At 66.0% G+C, this 21,825-nt stretch carries 15 protein-coding genes and 1 tRNA gene; 1 reads left to right on the forward strand and 15 read right to left on the reverse strand.

Translation table 11 applies throughout. From position 1 onward, the window contains the following. Window positions 1-205: 205 nt before the first annotated feature. From rpoC to BSY19_RS19285, 10 genes are all read right to left on the reverse strand, one after another. The gene (gene rpoC, locus BSY19_RS19240) at window positions 206-4,402 is read right to left on the reverse strand and encodes a DNA-directed RNA polymerase subunit beta' (RefSeq protein ID WP_069055541.1); all 4,197 of its coding nucleotides are present in this window, start codon (window positions 4,400-4,402) and stop codon (window positions 206-208) included. A 128-nt stretch (window positions 4,403-4,530) separates the two neighbouring features. Further along, on the reverse strand, window positions 4,531-8,682 hold the full coding sequence (gene rpoB / locus BSY19_RS19245; protein WP_069055542.1) for a DNA-directed RNA polymerase subunit beta: 4,152 nt from the start codon (window positions 8,680-8,682) through the stop codon (window positions 4,531-4,533). A 256-nt stretch (window positions 8,683-8,938) separates the two neighbouring features. Beyond that, window positions 8,939-9,316, reverse strand: a complete 378-nt coding sequence (gene rplL, locus BSY19_RS19250; protein ID WP_069055543.1) for a 50S ribosomal protein L7/L12 — start codon at window positions 9,314-9,316, stop codon at window positions 8,939-8,941. 56 nt (window positions 9,317-9,372) lie between these two features. Beyond that, window positions 9,373-9,888 carry a 50S ribosomal protein L10 gene (rplJ, locus tag BSY19_RS19255; RefSeq protein ID WP_069055544.1) on the reverse strand — a complete coding sequence of 172 codons (516 nt, stop codon included), beginning with the start codon at window positions 9,886-9,888 and terminating at the stop codon, window positions 9,373-9,375. A gap of 542 nt (window positions 9,889-10,430) precedes the next feature. Further along, window positions 10,431-11,129 (reverse strand): 50S ribosomal protein L1, encoded by a 699-nt coding sequence (gene rplA / locus BSY19_RS19260; protein ID WP_067987273.1) that lies wholly within the window; start codon window positions 11,127-11,129, stop codon window positions 10,431-10,433. Window positions 11,130-11,139: 10 nt separating this feature from the next. Continuing rightward, window positions 11,140-11,571 carry a 50S ribosomal protein L11 gene (rplK, locus tag BSY19_RS19265; RefSeq protein ID WP_067987269.1) on the reverse strand — a complete coding sequence of 144 codons (432 nt, stop codon included), beginning with the start codon at window positions 11,569-11,571 and terminating at the stop codon, window positions 11,140-11,142. Between the two features lie 217 nt (window positions 11,572-11,788). Then, window positions 11,789-13,393 carry a methyl-accepting chemotaxis protein gene (locus BSY19_RS19270; protein ID WP_083247704.1) on the reverse strand — a complete coding sequence of 535 codons (1,605 nt, stop codon included), beginning with the start codon at window positions 13,391-13,393 and terminating at the stop codon, window positions 11,789-11,791. Between the two features lie 101 nt (window positions 13,394-13,494). Further along, window positions 13,495-14,028, reverse strand: a complete 534-nt coding sequence (gene nusG, locus BSY19_RS19275; protein WP_069055546.1) for a transcription termination/antitermination protein NusG — start codon at window positions 14,026-14,028, stop codon at window positions 13,495-13,497. Window positions 14,029-14,042: 14 nt separating this feature from the next. Next, entirely contained in the window at window positions 14,043-14,237 is a 195-nt protein-coding gene (gene secE / locus BSY19_RS19280) for a preprotein translocase subunit SecE (protein ID WP_069055547.1), read from the reverse strand. A gap of 298 nt (window positions 14,238-14,535) precedes the next feature. Then, window positions 14,536-14,611 (reverse strand) — tRNA-Trp (locus BSY19_RS19285). Between the two features lie 204 nt (window positions 14,612-14,815). On the opposite strand from BSY19_RS19285, the gene BSY19_RS19290 reads away from it, so the two are divergent. Further along, entirely contained in the window at window positions 14,816-15,340 is a 525-nt protein-coding gene (locus BSY19_RS19290; protein ID WP_069055548.1) for a hypothetical protein, read from the forward strand. 93 nt (window positions 15,341-15,433) lie between these two features. On the opposite strand, the gene tuf is transcribed toward BSY19_RS19290, so the two are convergent. The 5 genes from tuf to pncB all read right to left on the reverse strand — a co-directional run bounded on the left by tuf (window position 15,434) and on the right by pncB (window position 21,814). Further along, entirely contained in the window at window positions 15,434-16,624 is a 1,191-nt protein-coding gene (gene tuf, locus BSY19_RS19295) for an elongation factor Tu (RefSeq protein ID WP_069055549.1), read from the reverse strand. A 105-nt stretch (window positions 16,625-16,729) separates the two neighbouring features. Further along, the gene (locus tag BSY19_RS19300) at window positions 16,730-18,478 is read right to left on the reverse strand and encodes a TRAP transporter large permease (RefSeq protein WP_069055550.1); all 1,749 of its coding nucleotides are present in this window, start codon (window positions 18,476-18,478) and stop codon (window positions 16,730-16,732) included. Then, entirely contained in the window at window positions 18,475-19,143 is a 669-nt protein-coding gene (locus BSY19_RS19305; RefSeq protein WP_069055551.1) for a TRAP transporter small permease subunit, read from the reverse strand. The genes BSY19_RS19300 and BSY19_RS19305 overlap by 4 nt, the downstream gene beginning before the upstream one ends. Before the next feature lie 69 nt (window positions 19,144-19,212). After that, on the reverse strand, window positions 19,213-20,349 hold the full coding sequence (locus BSY19_RS19310) for a TRAP transporter substrate-binding protein (protein ID WP_069055552.1): 1,137 nt from the start codon (window positions 20,347-20,349) through the stop codon (window positions 19,213-19,215). 187 nt (window positions 20,350-20,536) lie between these two features. After that, entirely contained in the window at window positions 20,537-21,814 is a 1,278-nt protein-coding gene (gene pncB / locus BSY19_RS19315) for a nicotinate phosphoribosyltransferase (RefSeq protein WP_069055553.1), read from the reverse strand. Between the last annotated feature and the right edge of the window lie 11 nt (window positions 21,815-21,825).

The raw sequence follows: 21,825 nt of genomic DNA on the forward strand, positions 1-21,825 counted from the left end.
GCCGCGCGGGCGGCATTCGCGGCCCGTCACCGCGCCTGCGCACGGCCCGGCGCCGACATCCGGCGCCACCACAGAGGCTAATCCCTCCGGTGCGGGCCCGGCAAGCCCGCAGGCGGGCTGTGTCCACACCGGCGCAGAGGGACCACCCACGAAAAAGGGCCGCCCCGAAGGGCGGCCCTGATCCGATGACCGTGGGTCGGCCGGCTTACTCGGCGGCGGGCAGCGCCGCCTCGACAGCCTTGGCGGCGGTGGCCGCGGCCTTGGCCGCCGCATCCGCCTTCTGGCCGACGATGAGATCGTCGCGACGCGTGGCCACCTGCTTGATGCGGGCGACCTGGGCGCCGGTGCCGGCCGGGATCAGCGAGCCGACGATGACGTTCTCCTTGAGGCCTTCCAGCGTGTCGTACTTGCCGTTGACCGCCGCCTCGGTGAGGACGCGGGTGGTCTCCTGGAACGACGCCGCCGAGATGAAGGAGCGGGTCTGCAGGCTCGCCTTGGTGATGCCCAGCAGCACGGGGACGCCGGATGCGGGCTTCTTGCCCTCCTCCGCCATCTTCGCGTTGATCTCCTGCAGCTCGATCCGGTCGACCTGGTCGCCGGTCAGGATGTCGGTGTCGCCGCCATCCGTGATCTCGACCTTCTGAAGCATCTGCCGGACGATGACCTCGATGTGCTTGTCGTTGATGCCGACGCCCTGGAGGCGATAGACCTCCTGGATCTCGTTCACCAGATAAGCCGCCAGCTCCTCGACGCCCTTGATCGCCAGGATGTCGTGCGGGGCCGGGTTGCCGTCGAGGATGTAGTCGCCCGTCTCCACGACGTCGCCGTCCTGGAGATGGATGTGCTTGCCCTTCGGGATCAGGTACTCGAGCACCTCGGAGCCGTCATGCGGGGTGAGCGTGACGCGCCGCTTGTTCTTGTAGTCCTTCCCGAAGCCGATCACGCCCGACTTCTCGGCGATGATCGCGGCGTCCTTGGGACGACGGGCCTCGAACAGCTCGGCCACCCGCGGCAGACCGCCGGTGATGTCGCGGGTCTTGGCCGAGTCGGTCGAGACACGCGCCAGCACGTCGCCGGCCTTGATCGAGGCGCCGGGCTCCATCGAGATGATGCCCTCCACCGGCAGGATGTAGCGGGCTTCGCCACCGCGGGCGAGCTTCGCCACCTTGCCGTCCGGCCCGTGCACGGTCAGCGCCGGGCGCAGGTCCGAGGTCCGCGCCGAACCGCGCCAGTCGATGACGACGCGCTTGGAGATGCCGGTCGCCTCGTCGGTCGTCTCGGTGATCGACATGCCGTCGACCAGATCCTCGTAACCGACGGTGCCGTCGACCTCGGCCAGGATCGGGCGGGAATAGGGATCCCACTCGATCAGGCGCTGGCCGCGCTTGACCTTGTCGCCCTCGTCGACCCGCAGCTTCGAGCCGAACTGGACGCGATGGACCGCCCGCTCGGCGCCGTCGGGCCCGACGATGACGATGGCGATGTTGCGCGCCATCGCGATCAGGTCGCCATCCGAGTTGCGGGCGAGGTTTCGGTTGCGGATCTTGACCGTGCCTTCGAAGTTCGACTCCGTGAAGGACTGGTCGGCGATCGTTGCCGCGCCGCCGATGTGGAAGGTGCGCATGGTGAGCTGCGTACCCGGCTCGCCGATCGACTGCGCCGCGATGACGCCGACGGCCTCGCCCATGTTGACGGGCGTGCCACGGGCCAGATCGCGGCCATAGCAGGTCGCGCAGACGCCGTTCTTGGTGGCGCAGGTCAGCACCGAGCGGATCTTCACCTCCTGGACCCCGGCGGCGTTGATCTTCTCGATATGGCTTTCCTCGATCATCGTGCCCTTCGGCACGAGGATGTTGCCGTCGATATCCGTGACGTCCTCGGCCGCGGAGCGACCCAGAATGCGGATGCCGAGCGAAGCCACGACCTGGCCGGCGTCGATGATGGCGCGCATCTTGATGCCGCTCTCCGAACCGCAATCGGTCTCGGAGATGATGGCGTCCTGCGCCACGTCGACGAGACGGCGGGTCAGATAGCCAGAGTTGGCCGTCTTCAGCGCCGTATCGGCGAGGCCCTTGCGGGCGCCGTGGGTCGAGTTGAAGTACTCGAGAACGTCGAGGCCTTCCTTGAAGTTCGAGATGATCGGGCTCTCGATGATCTCGCCCGAGGGCTTGGCCATCAGGCCGCGCATCGCCGCGAGCTGCTTCATCTGCGCCGGCGAACCGCGCGCCCCCGAGTGGCTCATCATGTAGATCGAGTTGATCGGCTTGTCGCGGCCGTGCTCGTCCTTCTTCACGGTCGAGATGCGCAGCATCATCTCCTGGGCGAGCTTGTCGGAGCACTTGGCCCAGGCATCGACGACCTTGTTGTACTTTTCGCCCTGGGTGATCAGGCCGTCCTGGTACTGCTGCTCGTAATCCTTGGCGAGCGCACGGGTCGTGTCGACGATCTCCCACTTGTTCTCCGGCACGACCATGTCGTCCTTGCCGAAGGAGATGCCGGCCTTGAAGGCGTGGGTGAAGCCCAGCGACATGATGCGGTCGCAGAAGATCACCGATTCCTTCTGACCGCAGCCGCGATAGACGGCGTCGATCATCCCGGAAATCTCCTTCTTCGTCATCAGGCGGTTGCTGACGTCGAAGGTCATGGCCGGGTGCTTGGGCAGGGCGGTCGAGAGGATCACGCGGCCCGGCGTGGTGTCGTAGATCTTGGTGTAGTCCTTGCCGTCGGCGCCGACGCCGGTCCAGCGGTATTTGATCTTCGAATGCAGCGTCACGACCTTCTCGTGCAGCGCGTATTCGAGTTCGCCGAAGTCACCGAAGATCTTGCCCTGGCCCGGCTCGCCGTCCGAGACGATCGAGAGGTAGTACAGGCCGAGCACGATGTCCTGCGACGGCACGATGATCGGCAGGCCGTTCGCCGGGTGCAGGATGTTGTTGGTCGACATCATCAGGACGCGCGCTTCCAGCTGCGCTTCCAGCGACAGCGGGACGTGCACGGCCATCTGGTCGCCGTCGAAGTCGGCGTTGAAGGCGGCGCAGACCAGCGGGTGCAGCTGGATCGCCTTGCCCTCGATCAGCGTCGGCTCGAAGGCCTGGATGCCCAGGCGGTGCAGCGTCGGCGCGCGGTTCAGCATCACCGGATGCTCGCGGATGACCTCGTCCAGGATGTCCCAGACCTCCGGCTTCTCCTTCTCGACGAGCTTCTTGGCCTGCTTGACCGTGGTCGAGTAGCCCTTGGCGTCGAGGCGCGCATAGATGAACGGCTTGAACAGCTCGAGCGCCATCTTCTTCGGCAGGCCGCACTGGTGCAGCTTCAGCTCGGGACCGACGACGATGACCGAGCGGCCCGAATAGTCGACGCGCTTGCCGAGCAGGTTCTGGCGGAAGCGGCCCTGCTTGCCCTTCAGCATGTCGGCGAGCGACTTCAGCGGGCGCTTGTTGGCACCCGTGATGACGCGGCCGCGACGGCCGTTGTCGAACAGCGCATCGACCGATTCCTGCAGCATCCGCTTCTCGTTACGGATGATGATGTCGGGCGCGCGCAGCTCGATCAGGCGCTTCAGGCGGTTGTTGCGGTTGATGACGCGGCGATAGAGATCGTTCAGGTCCGAGGTCGCGAAGCGGCCGCCGTCGAGCGGCACCAGCGGGCGCAGATCGGGCGGGATCACCGGGATGATGGTCATCACCATCCATTCCGGCTTGTTGCCCGACTGCTGGAACGCCTCGATGATCTTGAGGCGCTTCATCAGCTTCTTGGGCTTCAGCTCCGACGTCGTCGTCGCGATCTCATGCTTGAGATCGGCGTTGATCTGGTCGAGGTCGAGCGCGCGCAGCATCTCGCGGATGGCTTCCGCGCCGATCATGGCGGTGAAGGTGTCGGCGCCATACTCTTCCTGGCAGCGGACATACTCTTCTTCCGAGAGCAGCTGACGGTCCTTGAGCGGGGTCAGGCCCGGCTCGATGACCACATACGACTCGAAATACAGGATGCGCTCGAGGTCCTTGAGCGGCATGTCCATGAGCAGGCCGATGCGCGAGGGCAGCGACTTCAGGAACCAGATATGCGCGACCGGGGCGGCGAGCTCGATATGGCCCATGCGCTCGCGCCGGACGCGGGCGAGCGTGACTTCGACGCCGCACTTCTCGCAGATGACGCCCTTGAACTTCATGCGCTTGTACTTGCCGCACAGGCACTCGTAGTCCTTGATCGGCCCGAAGATGCGGGCGCAGAACAGGCCGTCGCGCTCGGGCTTGAACGTCCGGTAGTTGATGGTCTCCGGCTTTTTGATCTCGCCATACGACCAGGACAGGATCTTTTCGGGCGACGCGATCGAGATCTTGATCGCGTCGAACGCCTGCTGCACCGGCTGCTGGCCGAAAAGGTTCATGACCTCTTGCTTCATCGCCCATCTCCTGCCGCCGGCGGGGGTGAGAACCGCCCTGCCCGGCCTTGATCATCATCCGCCTGCGGCGTGAGTGCCGCAGGCCTTGTCTTATCTGGTCGGCACGGCGACGGGCCGTGCCGCGCGGCTCACTCGGCCGCTTCGGCCGGCGGCAACTCGCCCGGCTTCACCTTGTTGCTGACCAGCTCGACGTTGAGGCCGAGCGAGCGCATTTCCTTGACGAGAACGTTGAAGCTCTCGGGGATGCCCGCCTCGAAGTTGTCCTCGCCGCGCACGATCGACTCGTAGACCTTGGTGCGGCCCGCGACGTCGTCCGACTTCACGGTCAGCATCTCCTGCAGCGTGTAGGCGGCGCCATAGGCTTCCAGCGCCCAGACCTCCATCTCGCCGAAGCGCTGGCCGCCGAACTGCGCCTTGCCGCCCAGCGGCTGCTGGGTGACGAGCGAGTACGGGCCGATCGAACGCGCATGGATCTTGTCGTCGACCAGGTGGTGCAGCTTCAGCATGTAGATGTAGCCGACGGTGACCTTACGGTCGAAGGGCTCGCCGGTGCGCCCGTCATAGAGCGTCGACTGACCCGAGGAGTGCAGCCCCGCCTGCTCCAGCAGCCGCTCGATATCGGCCTCCTTGGCGCCGTTGAACACCGGCGTCGCGATCGGAACGCCGCGGCGCAGGTTCTGGCCCATTTCGACCAGCTCGTTCTCGTCCATCGAGGCGATGATCTCGTTGTCCTCGTAGACGGCGTCGAACGAAGCCCGCAGCGCCTTGACGTCATGGCCCTTGCGATAGGCGTCGAGCGCGGCGCCGATCTGCTTGCCGAGACCGGCAGCAGCCCAGCCCAGATGCGTCTCCAGGATCTGCCCGACATTCATGCGCGAGGGCACGCCGAGCGGGTTGAGCACGATGTCGGCATGGGTGCCGTCCTCGAGGAACGGCATATCCTCCACCGGCACGATGCGCGAGACCACGCCCTTGTTGCCGTGGCGGCCGGCCATCTTGTCGCCCGGCTGGATCTTGCGCTTCACCGCGACGAAGACCTTGACCATCTTCATCACGCCGGGCGGCAGCTCGTCGCCGCGCTGCAGCTTCTCGACCTTGTCGAGGAAGCGCTGCTCGAGGCGCTTCTTCGACTCGTCGTACTGCTTCCGCATCGCCTCGATTTCGGTCATCAGGGCGTCGTCGCCGGTGGCGAACAGCCACCACTGCGAGCGCGGGAACTCGGACATGCCCTCGCGGGTGATGACCGTGTCCTTCTTGAAGCCCTTCGGACCGGCGAGACCGACCTTGCCGGTCAGGATGTCGGCCAGACGCGCGAAGGTGTTGCGGTCCAGGATCGCCTGCTCGTCGTCGCGGTCCTTGGCGAGACGCTCGATCTCCTCGCGCTCGATCGCCTGGGCGCGCTCGTCCTTGTCGACGCCGTGGCGGTTGAACACGCGCACCTCGACGATCGTGCCCTGAACGCCCGGCGGCACCCGCAGCGAGGTGTCGCGGACGTCGGACGCCTTTTCGCCGAAGATGGCGCGCAGCAGCTTCTCTTCCGGCGTCATCGGGCTTTCGCCCTTCGGCGTGATCTTGCCGACGAGGATGTCGCCCGCCGCCACTTCCGCGCCGATGTAGACGATGCCGGCTTCGTCGAGATTCTTCAGCGCCTCTTCCGAGACGTTGGGAATGTCGCGCGTGATCTCCTCCGGGCCCAGCTTGGTGTCGCGGGCCATGACCTCGAACTCCTCGATATGGATCGAGGTGAAGACGTCGTCCGAGACGATCTTCTCCGAGAGCAGGATCGAGTCCTCGAAGTTGTAGCCGTTCCACGGCATGAACGCGACGAGCACGTTGCGGCCGAGCGCGAGCTCGCCGAACTCGGTCGACGGGCCGTCCGCGACGATGTCACCCTTCTTGATGACGTCGCCGACACGCACCAGCGGCCGCTGCGTGATGCAGGTCGACTGGTTGGAGCGCTGGAACTTCTGCAGCCGGTAGATGTCGACGCCGGGCTTCGTCGGATCCATCTCGTCCGAAGCGCGGATGACGATACGCGTCGCATCGACCTGGTCGACGATGCCGGCGCGGCGGGCCGCGATCGCGGCACCCGAGTCACGGGCGACGACGGCTTCCATGCCGGTGCCGACGAAGGGCGCGTCGGCGCGAACCAGCGGCACCGCCTGGCGCTGCATGTTCGAGCCCATCAGCGCGCGGTTGGCGTCGTCGTTCTCGAGGAACGGGATCAGCGCCGCGGCGACCGAGACGAGCTGCTTGGGCGACACGTCCTGGAAGTCGACCTTGTCGACCGGCGTGACGATGACTTCACCGGCACGGCGGCAGACGATCAGGTCGTCGGTCAGACGGCCGTCCTTGTCGACGGCGGCATTGGCCTGGGCGACGTTGTACTTCGCCTCCTCCATCGCCGAGAGATAGATGATCTCGTCAGTCTGGCGGCCGTCGCGGATGCGGCGGTAGGGGCTCTCGATGAAGCCGTACTTGTTCACCCGCGCGAAGGTGGCGAGCGAATTGATCAGGCCGATATTCGGGCCTTCCGGCGTTTCGATCGGGCAGATGCGGCCGTAATGGGTCGGGTGCACGTCGCGCACCTCGAAGCCGGCGCGCTCGCGGGTCAGACCACCCGGGCCAAGCGCCGAAAGACGACGCTTATGCGTGACTTCCGAGAGCGGGTTCGTCTGGTCCATGAACTGCGACAGCTGCGACGAGCCGAAGAACTCGCGCACGGCGGCCGCCGCCGGCTTGGCGTTGATCAGGTCCTGCGGCATCACCGTGTCGATGTCGACCGAGGACATGCGCTCCTTGATGGCGCGCTCCATCCGCAGCAGGCCGAGGCGGTACTGGTTCTCCATGAGCTCGCCGACCGAGCGCACCCGGCGGTTGCCGAGATGGTCGATGTCGTCGATCTCGCCCTTGCCGTCGCGCAGGTCGACCAGCGCCTTGACGACCGCGAAGATGTCTTCCTTGCGCAGGATGCGCACGGTGTCCTCGGCGTCGAGATCGAGGCGCATGTTCATCTTGACGCGGCCGACGGCCGAGAGGTCGTAGCGCTCGGAGTCGAAGAACAGCGACTGGAACATGTTCTCGGCGGTCTCGAGCGTCGGCGGCTCGCCCGGGCGCATCACGCGGTAGATGTCGAACAGCGCTTCCTCGCGGCGCGAGTTCTTGTCCACGGCGAGCGTGTTGCGGATGTAGGGGCCGACCGTGATGTGGTCGATGTCGAGCACCGGGATCTCGGTGTAGCCCTTGTTGATGAGCTCGATCAGGTTGCCCTTGGTCTCGCCCGTCTTGGCCTCGACCGACATGGTCAGCTCTTCGCCGGCCTCGGCATGGACTTCGCCGGTCTGGAGATCGACCAGGTCCTCGGCGATGTACTGGCCGACGAGATCCTCGTCGGTCGCGCGCAGGAACTTCAGCCCCTTCTCGGCGAGCTGGCGGGCGGTGCGGGCGACGAGCTTCTTGCCGGCCTCGACCACGACCTCGCCGGTGTCGGCGTCGATCAGGTCGACGGTGGCCTTGAAGCCCTTCATGCGCTCCGCGTCGTAGGGAACGCGCCAGCCCTTGGCGTCACGGGTGTAGGTGATCGTGTTGTAGAAGCGGTTGAGGATCTCCTCGCCGTCCATGCCGAGCGCAAACAGCAGCGACGTGACGGGGATCTTCCGCTTCCGGTCGATGCGCGCATAGACGATGTCCTTGGCGTCGAACTCGATGTCGAGCCAGGACCCGCGATAGGGGATGATGCGCGCGGCGAAGAGCAGCTTGCCCGAGGAATGGGTCTTGCCCTTGTCGTGGTCGAAGAACACGCCCGGCGAACGGTGCATCTGCGAGACGATGACGCGCTCGGTGCCGTTGACGATGAAGGTGCCGTTGTCGGTCATGAGCGGCATGTCGCCCATGTAGACATCCTGCTCCTTGATGTCCTTGACCGACTTCGCCTGGGTGTCGGGATCGATATCGAACACGATCAGGCGCAGCGTCACCTTCAGCGGCGCTGAGAAGGTCATGCCGCGCTGGCGGCACTCGTCGACGTCGTACTTCGGCGGCTCGAAGGTGTACTTGACGAATTCGAGCAGCGAGGCGCCCGAGAAATCGCCGATCGGGAAGACCGACTTGAAGACCGACTGCAGGCCCTCGTCGCCACGACCGCCCTTCGGCTCGTCGATCATCAGGAACTGGTCGTAGGACGCCTTCTGAACCTCGATGAGGTTCGGCATCTGCGCCACTTCCTTGAGTTTCCCGAAGAACTTGCGGACGCGCCTGCGGCCCTGGAGCGAATTGACCATCTTGTTCCTCGCAATCTCTACGGACGGCTCACCCGGAGGTCCGGGGTGGCGGCCGGGCCGCCGGGTGAGCCGTTCGGCGCATCATCGCGCCGACATCATCCGAAACACGCCGATCGCAACCCTTGGTTGCCGAAGGCGCCTGAACCATCGTTTTCGCATCGATCTGCGGAAACGACGCGACAGCCCCGGAGGCGGATGCCCGCCCCGGGACTGTCTGGTGTTGACTAGGGTCGGACCGGCATCACGCCGGCCCTGCTCACTTGAGCTCGACCTTGGCGCCGACGGCCTCGAGCTGCTTCTTGAGCTTCTCGGCCTCGTCCTTGCCGACCGACTCCTTGACGGGCTTCGGCGCGGCCTCGACCAGGTCCTTGGCCTCCTTGAGGCCCAGGCCGGTGATGGCGCGGACTTCCTTGATCACCTCGATCTTCTTGTCGCCGGCGGCGGCAAGAACGACGGTGAACTCGGTCTGCTCTTCGGCAGCGGCAGCCGGAGCGGCGCCGGCGGGGCCAGCGGCCACGGCGACGGCGGCAGCGGCGGAGACGCCCCACTTCTCTTCGAGCATCTTGGCGAGGTCGGCCGCCTCGAGGACGGTCAGCGAGGAGAGCTCGTCGACGAGCTTGGTCAGATCAGCCATTGTAGGCTCCTATATAGGTAAGAGGTTCGAACGATTTCAGGGGTAACTGGCCTGGATCAGGCCGCATCCTTGTCGGCATATGCCTGGAACACGCGCGCCAGCTTGGCAGCCGGTGCGGTCGAGAGCTGGGCGATCTTCGTTGCCGGGGCCTGCAGGAGGCCGAGCAGCTTGGCGCGCAGTTCGTCGAGCGAGGGCATCGTGGCCAGGGCCTTGACGCCATCGGGGTTCAGGGCGGTCTTGCCCATCGCGCCGCCGAGGATGACGAGCTTGTCGTTCTCCTTGGCGAAGGCGGTGGCGACCTTCGGCGCCGCGACCGGATCGCTGGAATAGGCGATCAGGGTGGGACCCGTCAGCAGCTTGCTGATGGACGCGACGTCGGTGCCTTCAAGAGCGATCTTGGCCAGCCGGTTCTTTGCGACCTTCACGGTGGCGCCATTGGCCTTCATCTCGCGACGAAGCTTCTGGAACTGGGCCACCGTCAAACCCGCATAGTGGGCCACGACGACGACCGAGGTGTTCGCAAACACCGCGTTCAGCGTCGCGACGGCATCTGTCTTTGCCGCTTTATCCACTGGGCTCTCTCCGGTAGGCGGCAGGCCTGTAAGGGCTCGCCGCCGGTTGCACTGCCGCTCCTTCGAAACCCCGGTTGACACCGGTGCATCGGCGGAGCGACGCTCAGTGCCCTGTCCCCTCTCCGGCGCGAGGCCGTGATCGGGCGAGATGGTTCGAACCGTCTTCGGGGTCTCGCGACCCCCTTCGAGCTCTTGCACCGTCTATGCAGGCCTCTTGGCGAAATTATGCCCTCGGGCCGAAGCCCTCGACGCACCTGCAGTCTCAGACAGGACTGGGCGATTCGGGTCCAACGATCGCTCGCCGCACCCCAAACACCCATCTTTCGGCGGCGAACCGCCAAAAAACGCGAAACAGACCCCTGCGCGACGAGCACGCCGGAGCCCACATCACTTATGGAAACAGGCGGGCGTCATAGCGCCTTCGTCTGTCTCTGCCAAGTGGCATCCTGCGGATCTCCGGGACGGAGCCTCCGCGGCCGGCCTCCGTCGCCGGGGCCGGGACGCTTCGGACGGCGCAGGGCCGGCCGAAGCGCGCGGCGGCATCAGCCGCCGAGAACCGTATTCGGCTCGATCTTGACGCCCGGACCCATCGTCGAGGAGATCGCGACGCGCTGGATATAGGTGCCCTTGGCGCCGGCCGGCTTCGCCTTGGCGACGGAGTCGGCGAAGGCCTTGATGTTCTCGGCCAGCTTCTCGGCCGAGAACGAGACCTTGCCGACGGCGGCATGCACGATGCCGGCCTTCTCGACGCGGAACTCGACCGAACCGCCCTTGGACGCCGCGACCGCATTGGTCAGGTCCATGGTGACGGTGCCGACCTTCGGGTTCGGCATCAGGCCGCGCGGGCCCAGCACCTTACCGAGACGGCCGACGAGCGGCATCATGTCCGGCGTGGCGATGCAGCGATCGAAGTCGATCGTGCCCTTCTGGACGATCTCGACCAGGTCCTCCGCACCGACGATGTCGGCACCGGCCTTCTTGGCCTCTTCCGCCTTGGCGCCGCGGGCGAACACGGCGACGCGCAGGACGCGGCCCGAGCCGTTCGGCAGGTTGCAGACGCCGCGGACCATCTGGTCGGCGTGACGCGGATCGACGCCGAGATTCATCGAGACCTCGACGGTCTCGTCGAACTTGGCGGTCGCCCGCTCCTTCACCAGGCCGACGGCCTCGGTCAGGGGGTACAGCTTGGTGCGGTCGATGCCTTCACGGCCCTTGACCACGCGCTTTCCGATATGTGCCATCTTCGCCCCCTCAGCCCACGACTTCCAGGCCCATCGACCGGGCGGAGCCCTTGATCATGGACGCTGCGGATTCGACGCTGTCGCAGTTGAGATCGGCCATCTTCTTCTCGGCGATCTCGTTGATCTGCGCGGCGGTGACCTTGCCGACATTGCCGCCGCGGCCCGGAGTCTTGGAACCCGAGGTCAGGCCGGCGGCCTTCTTCAGCCAGTACGAGACCGGCGGCTGCTTCATCTCGAAGGTGAAGGAGCGGTCCTGATACGCGGTGATGATCACCGGGATCGGCATGCCCTTCTCCATCTGCGCGGTCTTCGCGTTGAAGGCCTTGCAGAATTCCATGATGTTGAGGCCGCGCTGACCCAGCGCCGGACCGATCGGCGGCGACGGATTGGCCGCGCCCGCCGGAACCTGAAGCTTCACGTAACCCGTGATCTTCTTCGCCATGATGGCTGCTCCTGCCGCCTGCCCCGATGCCGATCGGAACGACGACGTCCCGCCCGCGGATCAGATCCGCCCGGGGTCGGGATGGTTGCAGAGCGTGGTGCGGCATGAAGCTCCGGCTGGCGACCGGCATGCCTCCCACGCAAGTGAGGTGGGGCCTATGGCACAGAAGGCGGCGAAGGGGAAGCCCCGTTCGCAGTGCGGCGCCCGTAAGCCCGCCTCAGGCCTCGGCGCGTCGCCTCTGCCCGATGAAGCCTTCCACGACGTCGCGCAGTCCGGCCGCCTGGCGGTCGAGGTCGGTCGAGGCCAGCATCGCCGCCTCCGCCGTCTGGCGCCACTTCTCGGTCATGGCGGCCACCTGCTCGACCTGCTCGGCCACGAGACGCACATCCCCGGCGGTCTTGCCCGTGCTCTCGGCGATGGCGGAGGAATTGGCGTCCTGCCGCCCGGTCAGCTCGGCGATCGAATCGGCGGCGGCCTCGACATCGTCGATCGAATGCACCAGCGCACCGACGCGGCCGGTGAGCCGGTCTGCGGCCACCCGGATCAGATCGAGCCCGCCCTGAACCTCCGAGGTCGCCTGGGCCGTCCGCTGCGAGAGTTGCTTGACCTCGGAGGCGACGACCGCGAAGCCCCGCCCCGCCTCGCCGGCCCGCGCCGCCTCGATCGTCGCATTCAGCGCCAGCAGATTGGTCTGGCTGGCGACCGAGGAGATGATGTCGATGATGCCGGAAATCCGCGCCACGGCGTCGTGGAGCGCCTCCGTATCCGCCCTCGCCTCGCCGACGAGCGCCTTGGCGCCGACGCTCACCTCGGCACTTCGCTGCGCCTCGCGGGCCGCGTCCCGCACCAGCGACGTGACCTCGCCGATGGTCACGGCGACGTCGCCGACATGGGCCGCGACACGCTGGGTCGATTGCGCGGCTGCGCTGGCACGACGGTCGACCTCGCCGGAATAGCCGCCGAGTTCCCGTGCCGCCTCGGACATGCGGCTCGAATGGGTCTCGAGCGCGGTCGCGATCGCCGCGATGCGGTCCTGGAAGGCGATGCTCTGCGCCTGCGCCTGTTCGCGCTGCTGGATCTCTTCCGACATCGCGGCCATGCGCTGGACCGCGGCCTCCTGCCCGGCCTTCTGTTCGCGCAGATGCGCCTTCAGGGCCCGCGCGAGCGCACCGATCTCGTCGCTGCGCACGGCGAGGCCGGCCAGCCAGGAGGTTCCGCCCTGCCCCTCGCGCAGCGCCCGAGACATCTCGATGATCGGCCTGACCAGCCAGCGGTATTCGAGCGCGACCACCAGCACGACCAGCAGCAGGCAGACGGCGCCGAGCAGGCCCTCGAACCGATCCGCCCCCGCCTTCTGGGCCTTGAGCCTGCGGGTGATGTCGACCAGCGCCTTGTTGAGGGCGAGGTGCATGTCCTCATGCACCGTCGGCCATTGCCGCATCAGCTTCTGGCCATCGGGCGTGCCGGCCTGTCCGCGGACCTCGTTCAGCAGCGCCTCCGCCTGCACGGCGCGCTCGCGGACCTCGCCCTGTGCGGCAGCGGCGATCGCGCTCATGGCCTTCGCCATGTCGTCGACGAGGGCCCAGTCTTCGGCCCGGGTGAGCGACTCGTCGGCGAGCGAGTGGATCTTCTCGAAGAGCGCCGACGCCTCCTCGGTCCGCAACAGCGCCTCGCCATTGACCGACATCTCGGCCGCGAGACGGTCCATCCGGTCCGAAGCGACGAACTCGTTGGCGACGAAGAGAGACACGACGAATCCGAGCGCGACGCTCCACAGCGCCATACGCTGACCGACAGTCGCCCTGAAACGCTTGAAAACCATGTGACCGCGCTTGTTTGTGCCTCAAGACGGTAAGGATAGCCGTCTTAAGAGCAACTTAACGTTGCGTCACAATTGGCGCCCCAGCGCGGCCCGGCGGCCGCTCAGAGCTTCTCGACCTGGCCGTATTCCAGCTCGACCGGGGTGGCGCGGCCGAAGATCGAGACCGCGACCTTCAGGCGGGCGCGACCATGGTCGACATCCTCGACGACGCCGTTGAACGAGGCGAACGGGCCGTCGGCCACCTTCACCTGCTCGCCGACCTCGAAGACGATCGTCGGCTTCGGCCGCTCGATGCCCTCGGCGACCTGGCCCTTGATCCGCAGCGCCTCGGTCTCGGGAATCGGCATCGGCTTGGCCTTGTCGGCGCCGAGGAAGCCGGTGACCTTCGGCGTGTTCTTGATCAGGTGATAGACCTCGTCGGTCATCTCGCACTTCACCAGCACATAGCCGGGGAAGAACTTGCGCTCGGCATCGACCTTGCGGCCGCGGCGAACCTCGACGACCTTCTCGGTCGGCACCAGCACCTCGTCGAACTTGTCGGCGAGATTGCGCTGCGCCGCCTGGTCGCGGATCGACTGCGCGACCTTGTTCTCGAAGTTCGAATAGGCGTGGACGATGTACCAGCGGGTGCTCACGTGTCTGATTCCGTTCAACGGGCGCCGAGGATGAGGCCGAGCGACCAGCGGATGATGGTGTCGGTGAAGAAGAAGAACAGGCTGGACACGACCACCATCAGCAGCACGAGGCCGGTGGTGATCAGCGTCTCGCGCCGCGACGGCCACGTCACCTTGGACGCCTCGTTGCGCACGTCCTGCAGGAAGCTGAAGGGGCTGCTCTTGGCCATGGGTCACCTCGGGTTCCGGGCCGGCACCCGGCTCTCGCCGGCGCCGATTCGGCCGTCCTGAAACATTCGCGGCGCGGGGCTCAGGGAGCCGCGCGCCGTCGTGAGAAGGCTTCTACAACGCCCCGAGGCGTTCGCCAAGAGGTTTTGCCGGCTGGCGTCCGGAGGGCGCGAGGCCCTGAGCCGGAGCCCAGACAGACGCAGCGCCCGGACGCCCCGACCTGTTTTATCCAACGCAAGGAAACCGACCGAGGACGCGCTGGGCGCCGAACCGTTCACACCCCGGTCGATGGGCGGGAACTGGCAGGGGCGGCAGGGCTCGAACCTGCGACACCCGGTTTTGGAGACCGGTACTCTACCAACTGAGCTACACCCCTGTAGTCGCGGTTCCTTTGCCCCAAGCGGCTGGGCTTTTCAAGTCGAAAGTGTATGGCGCCTCGCGTCCAGTTCCGGAACGCCCTTGGCCGATCGCGACACCGCCGCGCGGGTGAAAACAGCATCGCGAGTGCCTCTGGAGGCATCCCAATCCGATGTTAACGGGACGCCGTTATGGTGCCTCCGACATCATCGTGGGGCAAACCATGTGGTCCGGCTATCTGAATCGACGCGGCTATATTCTGCGCGCCGGAATCGCTGTCGCTCTCGTCCTGGGCTTTCCGTATTTGTTCTCGATCGGGTGGGTGCAGCTTCGCAATTCGATCGCCCACGACGCGCGAGGTGCCGTCCAACTCATCCTCTTCGTGCTGTTGAAGAGCGGGATCACGCTGATCTTCGCAGCCTATATGCTGGGCGTGATCGCGAAACGGCTACGCTTTCTCGGATCCAACCCGTGGTTCTCCGTCCTGCTGTCGGGATTATATGCGCTGGATGCGGTCAAGTTCGCGACACTCGGTTTCCAGGCCTATCTCATGCCGAGCTTCCTGGCTCCGCAGTGGAGTTTGATGGCGCTGGGCATGATAGCGGCGCTGGCGATCATCAAGGATCCCGAAAGCGATCCATCCGATGCCGAAACGGCGCTCTCCTCTCCGCCGCTCGCACAGACAAGACAGCGCGCACCATCGGCGCAGCCTCCCGAGGCCACGAGGACATTCGGCAAGCGCCCGTGAGCAGGGACCACCGGATTTGGAGCCCTATCCGCGCTGACAAAAAAAGGGCGGCGTTTCCGCCGCCCCTTCAGAGCTTTGCAGCGATCGCTTGAATCAAGCGATGATGCTGGCGACGACGCCGGCACCGACGGTGCGGCCGCCTTCGCGGATGGCGAAGCGCAGCTTCTCCTCCATCGCGATCGGCACGATCAGGTGCACTTCCATGGCGATGTTGTCGCCCGGCATCACCATCTCCGTGCCCTCGGGCAGGTGCACCACGCCCGTCACGTCCGTCGTGCGGAAGTAGAACTGCGGGCGATAGTTGGTGAAGAACGGGGTGTGGCGACCGCCCTCCTCCTTCGTCAGGATGTAGGCCTCGGCCTTGAACTTCGTGTGCGGCTTCACCGAGCCCGGCTTGCACAGGATCTGCCCGCGCTCGACGTCCTCACGCTTCGTGCCGCGCAGCAGCGCGCCGATGTTGTCACCCGCCTGGCCCTGGTCCAGCAGCTTGCGGAACATCTCGACGCCCGTCACCGTCGTCTTGACCGTGTCCTTCAGGCCGACGATCTCGATTTCCTCACCGACCTTCACGATGCCGCGCTCGACGCGACCCGTCACCACCGTGCCGCGGCCCGAGATCGAGAACACGTCCTCGACCGGCATCAGGAACGGCAGGTCCAGCGGACGCGCCGGCTGCGGGATGTAGTCGTCGACCGTCTTCATCAGCGCGATGATCGCGTCATGGCCGATCGCCTTGTCGCCATTGTCCAGCGCAACCTTCGCCGAACCCTTGGTGATCGGGATGTCGTCGCCGGGGAAGTCGTACTTCGACAGAAGCTCGCGGATCTCCATCTCGACCAGCTCGAGCAGCTCGGCGTCGTCGACGAGATCGACCTTGTTCATGAACACCACCAGCGCGGGAACGCCGACCTGGCGCGCCAGCAGGATGTGCTCGCGGGTCTGCGGCATCGGGCCGTCGGCCGCCGACACAACCAGGATCGCGCCGTCCATCTGCGCCGCGCCCGTGATCATGTTCTTCACATAGTCGGCGTGGCCGGGGCAGTCGACGTGAGCATAGTGACGCGCAGCCGTCTCGTACTCGACGTGAGCGGTCGAGATCGTGATGCCGCGGGCCTTCTCCTCCGGAGCCTTGTCGATCTGGTCATACGCCGTGAACGACGCGCCACCCGACTCAGCCAGAACCTTCGTGATCGCAGCCGTCAGAGACGTCTTGCCATGGTCAACGTGACCAATCGTTCCAATGTTGCAATGCGGCTTCGTGCGAGCGAATTTCTCTTTGGCCATGACACCCTGTTTCCTGACACCGGCCCTGCGAGGCCTTCCGAAAGCGCGGTCGCATTAGGGGGTTTTGGCCGCGATTGCAAGGCGCAGGCGGCCAAGGCCGCCGGCTCAGCCGCCATAGAGATACTCGGGCAGCCACAGTGTCAGGCCCGGCCAGATATACATCAGCACCATGCAGAGAATGACGATCAGCATATAGGGCATCATCCCCGCGAAGATCTGGTTGATCGTCACATGCGACGGAGCGACGCCCTTGAGGTAGAAGGCCGACATGGCCACGGGCGGCGACAGGAAGGCCGCCTGCAGATTGACGAAGACCAGCACGCCCCAGAGGATCGGGTCGATGCCGAAATGCTTCAGCATCGGCAGGAAGATCGGCACGAAGATCACGATGATCTCGGTCCATTCCAGCGGCCAGCCCAGGACGAAGATGATCGCCTGGGAGAGGATCATGAACTGCAGCGGCGACAGGTTCAGCGACAGAACCCAGCTCTCCAGCAGGGCCTGCCCGCCGAGCAGCGCGAACACCGCCGAGAAGATCGCCGAGCCGACGAACAGCCAGCACACCATCGAGGTCGTCTTGGCGGTGAGGAACACCGCTTCCTTGATCTTCTTCCAGTTCAGGCTGCGGGCGTGGAAGGCGAGCAGGAAGGCGCCCGCCGCCCCGACGGCCGCGGATTCGGTGGCGGTGGTGATGCCGAACAGGATCACCGCCAGCACCACCGCCGTCAGCAGGCCGAGCGGCAGGACGGCGTCGGTCAGCATGCGGATGACCTCGAGCCGCTCCGCCGTCATCCTCGCATAGTAGCGCGCCATCAGCGCCGCAAAGCCGAAGGCGATGGCGCCGAACCAGACATAGAAGGCGGTCGGCGGCCCCTTGCTGCCCTGGCCCGCGTCATCGGGCACGAGATCGGGCGTGCCCAATTGCTCGACCGCCGTCACCGCCTCGACCGCACCGGCTTGCTGGTGGATGACGACGTACCACCACACCACGGCCAGCGTCAGCGTGACCAGGGTGAGCGGCACCAGCGCATAACCCCAGGCCTGCAGCAGCGCGCCACGGGTCACGGGCTGTCCGTCACGCTCGATCCCGCGCGCGCGCGCCGGCGACAGCAGGGCGCGGCTCAGCGCCGGGAACACCCGGCCGCGATGCGGCTCGGCGAGGGTCCTCGTCCAGTCGGGAACGGGAACCTGCCTCTGCTCCGGCGGCAGCTTCGGCGCCACGCGCGGATTCAGCAGCGCCCAGCCGACGATGTAGACCAGATAGAGGAAGGCGAGGAAGAAGCCGGGAAACATCGCGGCGGCATAGAGCTTGACCACCGACTGCCCGGCCACCGCCGCATAGACGATGATCATCACCGAGGGCGGGATCAGGATGCCGAGCGTGCCGCCGGCCGTGATCACGCCGGCAGCGAGCTTCACGTCGTAGCCGGCCTTGAGCATCGGGTTGAAGGCGATGACGCCCATCAGGACGACGACGGCACCGACCAGGCCGCTGGCGATGCCCCAGAAGGTGCAGACCAGCAGCGTCGCCACCGCCAGCGCCGCCGGCACGTTCCGGAAGGCGAGCTGGACGGCGTAGAACATCTTGTCGACCAGCGCGCCCCGCTCCATCACATAGCCCATCAGAACGAAGAGCGGGATCGAGATCAGGACGTCGTTGGTCATCGCGCCATAGGTGCGCTGGACCATCAGGTCGAAGATCCGGTTCGCGTACCAGGCCTGGGTCGGGTCGTAGAAGGCGACGTAGCCGAAGATCATCCCCAGCCCCATCAGCGTGAAGGCGGTGGGGAAGCCGAGGATGATGACGACGACGATGAGCCCGAGCATGCTCAGGCCGAGGGCGGGGTCGCTCATGGATGCCGGTCTCCGCCCAGCCCGCGCTGGCGGGCCGTCTCGTCGATGCTGTGCGTGCGTTCGATCGCGGCCCGCCGCGTCGCCTCGTCGATATGCTCGCTGGCGGCCAGTTGCTCCTCGACGACGTCGATCTCGGCGACGTCCTTGAGCCGCGCCGGCCAGGCACCGGTCTTCAGGCAGACGAGGCAGCGGATGATCTCCGCCATGCCCTGGAGCAGGACGAGCGCGCCGGCGACCGGGATCACCGTCTTGAAATGATAGACCGGCGGCCCGTCGGCGGTGACGTTGGAATGCTCGCCGATGCGCCAGGAATCGCCGGCATAGCTGTAGCCCGCATAGACCAGCGCGCAGATGCCCGGCAGGAAGAACAGGATGTAGAGCGCGAGATCGAGGCCCGCCTGGGTGCGCGGCTTCATCGAGCTGTACAGGAAATCGCCGCGGACATGGCCGTTCTGGGCGAGCGTGTAGGCGCCGCAGAGCATGAACAGCGAGCCGTAGAGCATGTTGCTGGCGTCGAAGATCCACGCCGTCGGCGCGTTCAGGATGTAGCGCTTGAAGACCTCGGCACAGACCAGAAGCATCAGGCCGATGATCAGCCAGGCCGCCATCTTGCCGAAGAAGGTGCTGACGCGATCACAGGCGAGAAGGACTTTCTCGACGCTCATTCGAGGCCTCGCAGGCAGGCGCCATGGCCGGCACACGGGGTGCCGGCCATGGCCGATATCGGGAGAGGCTCAGAGCTTGGTGGCGACGCCGTTGGGACCCCAGTAGTGGTCGAACGCCATCTTGCGGTTGACCACCGTGTCCTGCTCCCAGCGCGTCGCGCGCTTGGCGAAGGCGAGCTGCGACTTGAGGATCTCGGCGAAGAGCGGGTTCTCGGCCGCCTTCTTCTTCGCCACCTCGTCATAGAGCTCGAGCTGGCGCTTCAGGATCGCGTCCGGCGTCTTGTAGAAGCGCACCTTGTCCTTCGACTGCAGCTCGACATAGTCCTGCGAATAGCGGTCGATCGCCTTCCAGGACATCTCCGCCGAGCCGGCCTCGACGGCGTTCGAGATGATCGCCTTCATCTTGTCGGGCAGGGCGTCGAACTTCGTCTTGTTGAACATGATCTCGAACTGCTCGGCGTTCTGATGGTAGCTCTGCAGCATGCAGACCTTCGAGACGTCGGGGAATCCGAGCACGCGGTCGGAGCTGGCGTTGTTGAACTCGGCCGCATCGAGCAGGCCGCGATCCATCGCCGAGACGATCTCGCCGCCCGGCAGCGCGTTCACGGCCAGGCCCATCCCCGTGAAGATGTCGATCGAGATGCCGACGGTGCGGTATTTCAGCCCCTTCATGTCCTCGAGCTTGGTCACCGGCTTCTTGAACCAGCCGAGCGGCTGCGTCGGCATCGGCCCATAGGGGAAGGACTGCACATTGGCGCCGATCGAGGCATAGAGCTTGGCCAGAAGCTCCTTGCCGCCGCCGTATTTGTGCCAGGCGAGCAGCATGTTGGCGTCCATGGCATAGGCCGGGCCCGAGCCCCACAGCGCCAGCGCAGTCTGCTTGCCGTAGTGGTAGACGAGCACGCCATGGCCGCCGTCCAGAGTGCCCTTCGACACCGCCTCCAGCAGGCCGAAGGCCGGCACGACCGCGCCGGCGGGCAGCACCTCGATCTTCAGGTCGCCGCCGGTCATGTCGTTGACCTTCTTGGCGAAATCGAGCGCGTATTCGTGGAAGATGTCCTTCGCCGGCCAGGTGCTCTGCCAGCGCATCGCGATCGGCCCGGCCTGCTGCGCGATCGCCGGCGCAGCGACTGTCGCGGCCGAGGCGACCAGCGAGGTCTTCAGGAATTTCCGACGCGATTGTCCCTTGGTGTTCGCAGACGTCATGTCTCTCTCCCCTGTTCAAGCACCACTTTTTGGCTGTGGCGTCTTGATCGCAGGAGAGCAGGAAGGCTTGTGTGACGCAAGGGCCGTGGCGTCGCGTGCACTAGTCATCAGACGAACGAACTATAACGCTTTCGCGAGCGGACTGTTCTTGGGCGGATCGCTCGCGGGCCGAAGGCCGTGTTTGGGTTCAGCCGCTCCCGAACACGCGCCGATAGCGCGCCACCGCCTCGCCCTCACCCGAGACCTTTTCGGGATTGTCGGAGAGCTTCACCGCGGGGCGCCCGTTCGCCCTGGTGACCTTGCAGACCAGCGACATCGGGTCGAGCGCGCGCGAGCCGTCGGGCAGGCAGCCGACGAGATCATTGGTCAGGTCGGTACCCCAGCCGAAGGCCATGCGGACCTTGCCGTCGAAATGCCGGTAGACCCGCTCGATCGCATCCACGTCGAGCCCGTCGGAGAAGACCAGCAGCTTCTCCTTGGGATCGCGCCCGCGCTCGCGCCACCAGGCCATGATCGCCTCGCCTGCCTCGATCGGCGGCGCCGAATCCGGGCGAAAGCCCGTCCAGTCCGCCACCCAGTCCGGCGCATGACGCAGGAAGCCGCTCGTTCCGAAGGCGTCCGGCAGGGCGATCAGCAGATTGCCGCCATAGACCTGACGCCACTCGTCGAGCACGCGGTAGGGCGCCCGCAGCAGCTCGGCGTCGCTGTCGGCCAGCGCGGCGAGCACCATCGGCAGCTCATGGGCGTTGGTGCCGATCGCCTCGAGATCGGCGTCCATCGCCAAAAGCACGTTCGAGGTGCCGCTGAATTTCGGCCCCAGCCCCTCCTTCAGCGCCTCGACGCACCAGCGCTGCCAGAGATGGCCATGGCGCCGGCGCGTGCCGAAATCGGAGAGTTTGAGGTTCGGCAGCCTCTGCAGCCGCTCGACCTTGTCCCACATCTTCGCCTTGGCACGGGCATAGAGCACATCGAGCGCAAACCGCTTCTGCCCGACCATGACGCGCCGCGCCCGCAGCTCGTTGATGATCGCCAGCGCCGGCACCTCCCACATCGTCGTATGGGTCCAGGGCCCCTCGAAATGCAGCTCGTACTGCCCGTCGACCTGGCGCAGCTCGTAGTCGGGCAACTGGAAATCGGCGAGCCAGGCCAGGAACTCCGGTGAGAACATCTGCCTCTTGCCGTAGAACGAGTTGCCCGCCAGCCAGATCAGTTCCTTCTTGGTGAAGCGCACCGAGCGGGCATGGTCGAGCTGCGCGCGCAGCTCCGCCTCGTCGACGATGTCCGCGAGGCGGATGTGCTTCGAGCGGTTGATCAGCGAGAAGGTGACCTCCACCTGCGGATGGAAGGCGCGGATCATCTGCAGCATCAGCAGCTTGTAGAAATCCGTGTCGAGCAGGCTGCGGATGATCGGATCGAGCCGCCAGCCATGGTTGTAGGTCCGCGTCGCAATATCGGTGACGGTCATGGCGGTTCGGA

This window comes from Bosea sp. RAC05, assembly GCF_001713455.1.
Classification (GTDB): domain Bacteria; phylum Pseudomonadota; class Alphaproteobacteria; order Rhizobiales; family Beijerinckiaceae; genus Allobosea.

Excerpts from the sequence above, each read along its gene's own strand:
- rpoB (WP_069055542.1), bottom strand. The coding sequence starts at position 8,682 with ATGGTCAATTCGCTCCAGGGCCGCAGGCGCGTCCGCAAGTTCTTCGGG.
- rpoC (WP_069055541.1), bottom strand. The coding sequence starts at position 4,402 with ATGAAGCAAGAGGTCATGAACCTTTTCGGCCAGCAGCCGGTGCAGCAG.
- BSY19_RS19300 (WP_069055550.1), bottom strand. The coding sequence starts at position 18,478 with ATGAGCGACCCCGCCCTCGGCCTGAGCATGCTCGGGCTCATCGTCGTC.
- rplL (WP_069055543.1), bottom strand. The coding sequence starts at position 9,316 with ATGGCTGATCTGACCAAGCTCGTCGACGAGCTCTCCTCGCTGACCGTC.
- rplK (WP_067987269.1), bottom strand. The coding sequence starts at position 11,571 with ATGGCGAAGAAGATCACGGGTTACGTGAAGCTTCAGGTTCCGGCGGGC.
- rplA (WP_067987273.1), bottom strand. The coding sequence starts at position 11,129 with ATGGCACATATCGGAAAGCGCGTGGTCAAGGGCCGTGAAGGCATCGAC.
- tuf (WP_069055549.1), bottom strand. The coding sequence starts at position 16,624 with ATGGCCAAAGAGAAATTCGCTCGCACGAAGCCGCATTGCAACATTGGA.
- BSY19_RS19290 (WP_069055548.1), top strand. The coding sequence starts at position 14,816 with ATGTGGTCCGGCTATCTGAATCGACGCGGCTATATTCTGCGCGCCGGA.
- BSY19_RS19310 (WP_069055552.1), bottom strand. The coding sequence starts at position 20,349 with ATGACGTCTGCGAACACCAAGGGACAATCGCGTCGGAAATTCCTGAAG.
- secE (WP_069055547.1), bottom strand. The coding sequence starts at position 14,237 with ATGGCCAAGAGCAGCCCCTTCAGCTTCCTGCAGGACGTGCGCAACGAG.
- BSY19_RS19305 (WP_069055551.1), bottom strand. The coding sequence starts at position 19,143 with ATGAGCGTCGAGAAAGTCCTTCTCGCCTGTGATCGCGTCAGCACCTTC.
- BSY19_RS19270 (WP_083247704.1), bottom strand. The coding sequence starts at position 13,393 with ATGGTTTTCAAGCGTTTCAGGGCGACTGTCGGTCAGCGTATGGCGCTG.
- pncB (WP_069055553.1), bottom strand. The coding sequence starts at position 21,814 with ATGACCGTCACCGATATTGCGACGCGGACCTACAACCATGGCTGGCGG.